The organism is Streptomyces mexicanus (assembly GCF_902506575.1).
Lineage (GTDB): Bacteria > Actinomycetota > Actinomycetes > Streptomycetales > Streptomycetaceae > Streptomyces > Streptomyces mexicanus.
In genome coordinates this window covers 6724332-6732575 of record NZ_LR732544.1, presented here as the reverse complement: position 1 = coordinate 6732575, position 8244 = coordinate 6724332, and the positions used below count along the sequence as shown (strand labels likewise).

At 73.6% G+C, this 8244-nt stretch carries 8 protein-coding genes and 1 pseudogene; 4 read left to right on the top strand and 5 right to left on the bottom strand.

The features are described from left to right. Window positions 1-176 precede the first annotated feature (176 nt). Window positions 177-728, bottom strand: a pseudogene (locus tag GV126_RS37770) (hypothetical protein); the annotation flags it as partial. Window positions 729-1094: 366 nt separating this feature from the next. On the opposite strand from GV126_RS37770, the gene GV126_RS30070 reads away from it, so the two are divergent. Then, window positions 1095-1475: a peptidase inhibitor family I36 protein gene (locus GV126_RS30070; RefSeq protein ID WP_159672585.1), complete on the top strand. Its 381-nt coding sequence runs from the start codon at window positions 1095-1097 to the stop codon at window positions 1473-1475. A gap of 156 nt (window positions 1476-1631) precedes the next feature. Here GV126_RS30070 and GV126_RS30065 read toward each other — a convergent pair whose 3' ends face one another. The 3 genes from GV126_RS30065 to GV126_RS30055 all read right to left on the bottom strand — a co-directional run bounded on the left by GV126_RS30065 (window position 1632) and on the right by GV126_RS30055 (window position 4757). Beyond that, window positions 1632-1823 (bottom strand): DUF2795 domain-containing protein, encoded by a 192-nt coding sequence (locus GV126_RS30065; RefSeq protein ID WP_159672583.1) that lies wholly within the window; start codon window positions 1821-1823, stop codon window positions 1632-1634. A 144-nt stretch (window positions 1824-1967) separates the two neighbouring features. Further along, window positions 1968-3548: a phytoene desaturase family protein gene (locus GV126_RS30060; RefSeq protein WP_159672581.1), complete on the bottom strand. Its 1581-nt coding sequence runs from the start codon at window positions 3546-3548 to the stop codon at window positions 1968-1970. Between the two features lie 273 nt (window positions 3549-3821). Then, complete coding sequence (locus tag GV126_RS30055; protein ID WP_185947084.1) at window positions 3822-4757, bottom strand: oxygenase MpaB family protein; 936 nt, start codon at window positions 4755-4757, stop codon at window positions 3822-3824. Between the two features lie 185 nt (window positions 4758-4942). Here GV126_RS30055 and GV126_RS30050 point away from each other — a divergent pair, with 185 nt between their 5' ends. Continuing rightward, window positions 4943-6637 (top strand): SpoIIE family protein phosphatase, encoded by a 1695-nt coding sequence (locus tag GV126_RS30050; protein ID WP_159672577.1) that lies wholly within the window; start codon window positions 4943-4945, stop codon window positions 6635-6637. Between the two features lie 223 nt (window positions 6638-6860). Here GV126_RS30050 and GV126_RS30045 read toward each other — a convergent pair whose 3' ends face one another. Then, window positions 6861-7262, bottom strand: a complete 402-nt coding sequence (locus GV126_RS30045) for a four-helix bundle copper-binding protein (protein WP_159672575.1) — start codon at window positions 7260-7262, stop codon at window positions 6861-6863. A 125-nt stretch (window positions 7263-7387) separates the two neighbouring features. Between GV126_RS30045 and GV126_RS30040 the strand changes: the two genes are divergently transcribed. Both GV126_RS30040 and GV126_RS30035 read left to right on the top strand, forming a co-directional pair. Beyond that, complete coding sequence (locus tag GV126_RS30040; protein WP_159672573.1) at window positions 7388-7789, top strand: ChaB family protein; 402 nt, start codon at window positions 7388-7390, stop codon at window positions 7787-7789. A gap of 97 nt (window positions 7790-7886) precedes the next feature. After that, entirely contained in the window at window positions 7887-8243 is a 357-nt protein-coding gene (locus GV126_RS30035) for a DUF8129 domain-containing protein (RefSeq protein WP_159672571.1), read from the top strand. Window position 8244: the final 1 nt, after the last annotated feature.

The window sequence follows — 8244 nt, the reverse complement described above, 5'->3', positions numbered from 1 at the left end:
GGGGGCGCGCGGCGGGGTGCGCCGGGGCAGCTCGGGCGGGGGGGCGCCGCCCCAGCTCGCGGTGCGCTGGGCCAGCGGAGCGAGGACCAGCACCCGGGGGCTCACCCCGCTCGACCGCACCCGGGAGTTGCGGCAGGAGCGGGCCCGCGGGGTGGGGCCCGCCGTCCAGGACGTGGGCGGCGGGCCCCGCCGCCGACGTCCTGAACGGCGGACCCCACCCCGCGTGCCAGTTCCTGCAGCATCTCCGGGTTGCGGTCGAGCGTGGTGAGCACCCGGTTGATGATCGTCGCGACGTTGTCGAGGCGCACCGTGAGCTGGGCCTGCGCCTCCACGCCCGAGATGCCCAGGTGCACCCGGCCGAGCACCACGTCGGCGCCCACGTTCAGCTTCAGCAGGTCCAGCACCTCCGCCTGGAGCGAGACACGCGCGCGCAGGTCCTCGACGTCCAGGTCGATCTCGTCGACCTTCAGCAGCGGGACGTCGAGGAAGACGTCGGGCGCCGCATCGGCGGCCGCATCGACCACCGCGCCGTCGGGGCCGGCCGGTCCGGCACCGGCACCGGCACCGGCACCGGGGGCGAGGGTGTCCTCGTTCGTGTCGACGAGGCCGTCCTCGCCTTCGCCCTGCTCGTGGTCCTCGTCGTCCTCGTCGTCCTCGTCGTAGAGTTCGGGCCCCTCGTCCTCGTACGGGCCAGGCTCCGGGTACGCGTCCGTCTCCTCGGGATACACCCCCGCCTCCTCGGGGTCGGGGACGGCGCTGTGGGGGTGGTCGTGCGCTGCGACGGGGGTCTCGTTCTCGGGGTGGTCGTGCATGGCTGGGCCTCCACGGGCTCGCCGGGCGTTTCGCACCTTTCGGGCCAGTATGGCGCACCCTGGCGCGCACGGCGGGCGCGAGTCGATGAGGGCGGGCGCACGGCAGGCCGCCGGGACCACCGGCGCATTTCCCCCGCATGAGGGAACTATCCGCATTTTCCTGGTACGGGGCTTCGGTGCTGTGGCGTCCTCGTGCCGAAGAACCACCAGCGAAGACCCCAGCGACCTCCCCCGCCGCCGGCCTCCTCACCGGAGCCGTGGGGAGGGAAAGGAGTTCGTTCCATGAGGCGCTTGCACGCCGTCCGCTCGTTCGCCGTCGCTTCCGTGGCCCTGGTCGCCGCCCTCGGCGCCGTGCCGGCCGCGGACGCGTCCCCCACCCGCGCGGCGGCCTACACCTGCTCACCGGGCTACTTCTGCATCTACAGCGGCTGGAACGGCGGCGGGACCCGCTGCCAGTGGAGCCAGTCGAAGAAGGCGAACACCGCCGACGACTGCTCCTTCATCCGGAAGGGCAAGAAGGTCCTGTCCGTGTGGAACGGGACCGGCCACCGGGTGCAGTACTACACGCAGACCAACTACCACAACCGCGTCGGCTCCACCCCGGCGGGCAAGGGCGGCAACCTGCAGGGCAACTACCAGATCCGTTCCTTCAAGCCGCAGTAGCGCACGGCGCCGGGCCGGCCGGTCACCGGCCGGCCCGGCCCGGCAGCGCGACAGCGTGCCGGGGCCGCTCGCAGGGGCCCGCTCACACGGGCGTGAGCCTGCCCCCGGCGGGTGCGGGCCGACGCGGTAGGCGGTGGTCGGGAACGGGGCGGGCCGTCACTCGTTGAAGACGGCCTTCTGCACCTCGTTCGGTCCGTCGAAGTGGTCCTGCTTCAGATTGTCGAGCTTGCTGACGATCTTGTCGTTGGCCTTGTTCTGGCGGGCACGTTCGACCAAGTGCTTCTTGTCGGTCGGGTAGTCCATGCCGCTGAGGGCCTTCTGCAGGTCGATCGGGCTGAGTTCGGCCATGACAGCCTCCGTGGGGGGTGATGCGGCCGCCGCCGGGCGGCCTGAGCGTTGTGCTGTGCCTTCGCTGCGGCGGGGTGACCGCCCGCACCGGGAGGGTGCGACGGCCCTCGCCCTCCTCGGAGTGCCCCCTGAGGGCGGAGGCATTCAGCCGCGGTGCCTCTCCAGCACCGCCATGGCCGCGTTGTGCCCCGGCACTCCGCTGACCCCGCCGCCGCGCACCGCGCCCGCGCCGCACAGCAGCACGTTGGCGTGCGGCGTCTCCACGCCCCAGCGGCCGGTGCCCTCGGTGGCGTACGGCCAGCTCAGCGGCCGGTGGAAGATGTTGCCGCCGGGCAGGCGCAGGTCCCGCTCCAGGTCGAGCGGGGTCTTGGCCTCGATGCAGGGCCGGCCCTCGGCGTCGGTGGCCAGGCACCCGGCGAGCGGTTCGGCCAGATGGGCGTCGAGCTGCGCCAGCGTGGACGTCAGCAGTTCCTCCCGTACGGCGTCGTTGTCCCGGGCGAAGAGCCGGGCGGGGGTGTGCAGGCCGAACAGGGTGAGCGTGTGGTGACCGCGGGCGGCGAGATCGGGGCCGAGGATCGTCGGATCGGTCAGGGAGTGGCAGTAGATCTCCGAGGGCGGGGCGGCCGGCAGCTCCCCGGCGGCGGCCTGCGCGTGAGCGGCGGCCAGCTGTCCGTACCCCTCGGCGATGTGGAAGGTGCCGGCGAACGCCTCGCGCGGGTCCACGGCGCTGTCCCGGAGCCGGGGCAGCCGCGTGAGGAGCATGTTCACCTTCAGTTGCGCGCCCTCGGCCGGCTCCGGCGGCGCGTCGCCGGTCAGGGCGGCCAGCGCGTGAGGCGAGGCGTTCACCAGGACGTACCGGGCGGCGACCGTGGCCTCGGCGCCGTCCGGCGTCCGGTAGGCGACCTCGGCGTCGCGGCCGTCGGAGGCCACCCGCAGCACCTCGTGGCCGGTGGCGATGCGGGCGCCCGCCGCGCGTACCGCGTCGGCGAGGGCGTCGGTGGGGGCGCCCATGCCGCCGACCGGCACGTCCCAGGCTCCCGTGCCGCCGCCGATCACGTGGTAGAGGAAGCAGCGGTTCTGCGCCAAGGACGTGTCGTGGGCGTCGGCGAAGGTGCCGATCAGGGCGTCGGTGAGGACCACTCCCCGCACCAGGTCGTCGGCGAAGAACTCCTCGATCGCCCTGCCGATCGGTTCCTCGAACAGCATCCGCCAGGCGTTCTCGTCGTCGACGCGGCGGCGCAGTTCCTCGCGGCTCGGCAGCGGCCGGGTGAGCGTGGGGAACACCCTGCGGGCGACGTGGCCGGTCATTCCGTAGAAACGCCGCCAGGCCCGCCACTCGCGGTCGGAGCCGGTGAGCCGGGCGAAACCGGCGCGGGTGCGTTCCTCGCCGCCGCCCACGAGCAGGCCGGTGGGCCGCCCGTCGCGCTCGGTGGGGGTGTACGAGGAGACGGTGCGGGGGCGCAGCCGGACACTCAGGCCGAGATCCTGGACGATCTTCCGGGGCAGCAGGCTCACCAGGTAGGAGTAGCGGGAGAGCCGGGCGTCCACGCCGGGGAACGGGCGGGTGGACACGGCCGCGCCCCCGGTGTGCCCCAGCCGCTCCAGGACCAGCACCGACCGTCCGGCGCGAGCGAGGTAGGCGGCGGCGACCAGGCCGTTGTGGCCCCCGCCGACGATGACGGCGTCGTACGGACCGTGCGTCGCCCGTGCCCGGTGTGTGCGCATGGCTCTTGGTAGCACGGGGTGATCCGCGACGGCCAGGGGGCGCCGGGGCGATGCCGCGCGTGAAGGACGGGTCGTGGTCCGCACCGAGCGGTTTCGGGGCGGCGGTGCGATGGCGGACACCTGGCTGATCCAGGGGACTTAACGGGGTGCTTGCCCGATCGGGCGCGGCGGCATGGGTCGAGGTGTGGCGGGCGCGGGACGAGTCGCTGGGCCGGCTGGTCGCCGTGAAGTGCCTCCCGTCGCCGTGTGCCCCGCCTCCCTCGGGCCCTGTCGTCAGGGCTGCCCGGCGGACCGCCCCGGGGTGGTGTCCCGGGCCCGGTCCGGTCCGCGCGACAGGCCCTGGTCCAATATGGCAGGACCGCGTGCGGCTTTGTACGGTGCCGGACGCGCCTCGGGCCCGAGCCTGGCCACCGCTCGCAGGATGTGTTTGGGCGGCAGTTGCCAGCGCAGACGTGCGGGGACGCAGCGCAGCGCGGTGCCCGTGGCGCGCAGCCGGCGGGTGACGACGGCGGGTGCGGGGGCCGGTCTGCCGTACAGCTCGTGGGCGTACGGAGGCAGGGCGGCGTACGCCAGATGTGCCACGCGCCGCCACAGCACCTCACGCGCCGGGACGAGCAGCGGGTGCGTCGGCGGGCGCAGCAGGAAGTCGTCCACCGCACGGGCGTCGGCGCCCGCGGCGAGGTGGGGGCGCACCGCGGTGAAGTAGGCGGCGAGGTCCGCCCGGCTGCCGGGCACGCCGTCCGGGTCGAGGCCCACCAGGCGGGCGCTGACACGGTGTTCGGCGACGTAGCGGTCGGCCTGGGCGTCGGTGAGCGGGAACCCGGAGCGGCGCAGCACGTGCAGATACGAGTCGATCTCCGCGCAGTGCACCCACAGCAGCAGCTCCGGGTCGTCGATCCGGTACCGCTCCCCCGTCTCGGGGTCGGTCGCCGTGAGCATGCGGTGGATCCTGCGGACCCGCGCCCCGGCCCGTTCGGCGGCCTCGGTGGTCCCGTACGTCGTCGTCCCCACGAAGTTCGCGGTACGCCGCAGCCGCCCCCAGGCGTCCCGCCGGAAGTCGGAGTTCTCCATGACCGCGCGCACCGCCCGCGGATGCAGGGCCTGCAGGTACAGCGCCCGGATGCCGGCGACCCACATCATCGGATCCCCGTGCATCTGCCAGGTCACCGACCCGGGCCCGAACAGCCCGGGATCACCCGTGCGTGTCATCTCCACGCAGGCAGGCTAACGCGGGGGAGGTCCAGGGCTCACGCCGCGGTGAGCAGGCCGAGCAGGAGCCGATCAGGGGGACGGTACCTCTGGGGTACTCACGCCTCACCGGCATCACCTTTCTCGCGGCGGGAACCCGTCACGTCGGTGGCCGAGGTGTGCTCCGTGGTGACGGGAGGCGGGTCATGGCAGGCTCCGGGCGCCCTGGGGACGTGGTCGCCGAGGCCATCGACGCCCTCGGGACGGGCGCCTACCTGGCGGGCGAACGGGGGCTCGTCCTGGCCGTCAACACGAGCGGCGAGCAGCTTCTGGCTCGTTCCGCCACGGGACTGATCGGCCAGGACGCTCACGACGTGCTGCATCGCAACCGCTTCGGGGAACCCGTGCCGAGGGCCCAGTGCCCGATCCGGGAGAGCATGCTCACCGAGCACACGGGACACGGCGGGGAGCAGTGGTTCGAGCGCGGCGACGGCACGCTGCTGCCGGTGGCGTGGCTGGCCACCCCGTGCGCCCTCGGCCCCGGCGCACCGGGCACGCTGGTCCTGTTCCACTCCGCGGGGCGTTCGTGGCGGCCCGCGCAGCGGCCACCGAGCAGCGGACGTCTCTCCGAGGTGGAACGCCCGGCGCTGCTCGCCGAGACGACCACCTTGCTGACCTCCACTCTGGACATCCACGAAGCCCTGCGCCGCCTGATCGACCTTGTCGTGCCCCGCCTCGCCGACTGGGCCGTCATCGACCTGATCAGCCACCGGGACGAGGTGTCGCGCTTCGCCGTCGCCCACGCCGAGGGCGGCACGGTCGTGCTGCGCGAGGATCTTCAGGGCCCCATGCCGCCGGTGCCGCAGGAGTCCCCGATGCCCCTCTCCCGCGCCCTGCGCGGTGCCGCGTCCTCCCTGGCCGGTCCAGAGACGTACCAGGGACCGCCGGACTCGGGTATCGCGGTGGAGCAGCGGCGTCTGTTCGAGGCGACCGGCATGCACTCGGCGATCGTGGTCCCCCTGCGCAGCATGCACGAGGTGCTGGGCGCCCTCACCCTCGGGCGCGCGGACCAGCCCGAGCGGTTCACCGCGGCCGACACCTCCCTGCTGGAGGACATCGCCCGCCGTGCCAGCCTGGCCCTGGAGAACGCCCGCCTCTACCAGCGCCAGCGCAAGGTCGCCGAGACCATGCAGCGTCATCTGCTGCCCAGGCTGCCGCGTATGCCCGGCCGCGCCATGGCCGCCCGCTACCTGCCCGCGCCGCACGCCTCCCAGGTCGGTGGCGACTGGTACGACGCGTTCGTCCTGACGGACGGTGCCACCGCTCTGGCCGTCGGCGACGTCGTGGGCCACGACCTGGACGCGGCGGCCGGCATGGCCCAGCTGCGCAACATGCTCCGCGCGTACGCGCTGTCCCAGAGGCAGCCGCCGAGCAAGATCGTGGAGTGGCTCGACCAGGCGACGCAGGACATCGCGGAGGTCTCCATCGCCACGCTGGTCTTCGCCCGCCTGACGGAGAACGACGACGGCCGGTACGAGCTGTCCTGGACCAACGCCGGCCACCCGCCTCCGCTGCTGGTCACCCATGACGGAGTGGCCCGGTATCTGACCGAGGGCCACGGCATCCTGCTGGGCGTCGCGCCCGACCGGCCCCGTCCGGACGCGACGGCGGAGATCCCGCCCGGGGCGACCCTGCTCCTCTACACCGACGGCCTGATCGAGTCCCCCGGCCACCCCCTGGACGAGGGCCTGGACCGGTTGCGCCGCCACGCCGCCTCCCTGGCCCACCGCCCCCTGGAGTCCTTCACGGACGAGTTGCTGGCACGGGCGCGGCCGCAGGACAACGACGACGACGTGGCCCTGCTCGCCGTGCGGCACGGACCGACGTCCACCTCTTCCTGAGCCGCCGCGTCCGGACCCCACACGCACACCCCGCACGTCCCGACCGCACACCCCGCACCGCACACCCTGCAGAGGGCAGGCGTTCGGCAGGCGCCTGCAGGACGGTGCAGGCACGCACACAGGCCCGCCCGCGCGGCGTCCGAGCCTCCCTCCGGCTCGGCCCGCGGTGTCCGCGAGGTCCGTCGCGCTCCGGGCACGTCCGTCCTGTGCCGCAGCCGGGGCCTCAGTTCAGCGTCGCCATGAACTCCCCGCACGCCTTGGCGCAGGTGCGGCACGCGTCCGCGGTCTGTTCCGCGCCCGGGTGCCGGTCGAAGCCCTGCGCACTCTCCAGGCAGACGCTCAGGCACCAGCCCACCTGGGTGCGGATGCCCGCCTCGTCCTGGCTGTTCTGCTCCGAGAGCATCCGGCAGGTCGCGTCGCACACCTCCGCGCACATGATCCCGCGGCGCCGTACGAGTTCCTGCTCCCCGTCCCCGCCCGGATCCACCAGGCTCGCGCGCAGCGCGCAGGCCCGCGCGCACTCCGTGCACGCCTGCGCACACGCGAACCGGTCCTCCAGGTACTGGACGAGTTCCTGTTGTTCCTGTTGCGAAGTCGTCGATGTCGTCGTATGTGTCCAACTCACATCGCGCGGGTAGCCGGTGCCACCCCCGCCAAACCCGGTGCTGCCAAGGGGAACGGCCGTTTTCGGCCGCCCGCGCCGGGCACTCGTCCGGCGCGGAGGACAACACACGACGGAGGTGGTTTTCCGTGCCCGGACGTCAGGAGCTGCCGTCGACGCTGGAGCGCTCCTCCCGGGACGCCCAGCGCACCTGGATCAAGGCCCACGACTCGGCCGTCGAGACCTACGGCGAGGGTGAACGGGCGCACCGGGTGGCGTACGGCGCGCTGAAGCACATGTACGAGAAGGTCGGCGACCACTGGGAACGCAAGGAGCACGGCCGCAAGGGACCTTCGGACCCGCAGTCGGCCCGGCCCCGCGGGCAGGGCGGACGCAGCGGTGAGGGCCTGGACGAGAAGGCGTCCAAGCAGCACCTGTACGACATGGCCAAGCGGCTCGACATCGAGGGCCGCTCGCGCATGTCGAAGGGGGAGCTGATGGACGCGATCCGCAAGGCGAACCGTTCGCAGACCCGCAAGGCCCGCTCCTGAGTGAGCAGGACACCGGCCCGTTCGCGGTGCGTGAGCCGCCTTCGCGGTACGTGGGCGCGACGGCGCCGGTGAACCGTTCGGAGAGAAGTGAGATGCCATGGCCGAGGACCCCGGCCGCAGTACCCTGCCCCTGCCCGACTACGACCATCTGCCGCTCGGCGCCCTGGAGGGCCGGGTGCGCTCGCTGACCGCCGAGCAGGTCGAGGAACTGCTCGCCTACGAGCGCACGCACGCGGACCGGCTGCCGGTGACCGAGGTGCTGACCGCGCGGCTCGAACAGCTGCAGGCGGGTGCCCGGCCCACCCAAGGTGACCCGACGGCCGTGCGCCCGGAGCAGGCCCAGGGCCACACCGGCTCGCCGGTGACGCCCGCGACCTCCCCGGAGCCGTTCGGCGCGCCACCGCACGGCACGCCGGACCAGCGCGGCAAACCCAAGGGCGACCGCACCACGTAGG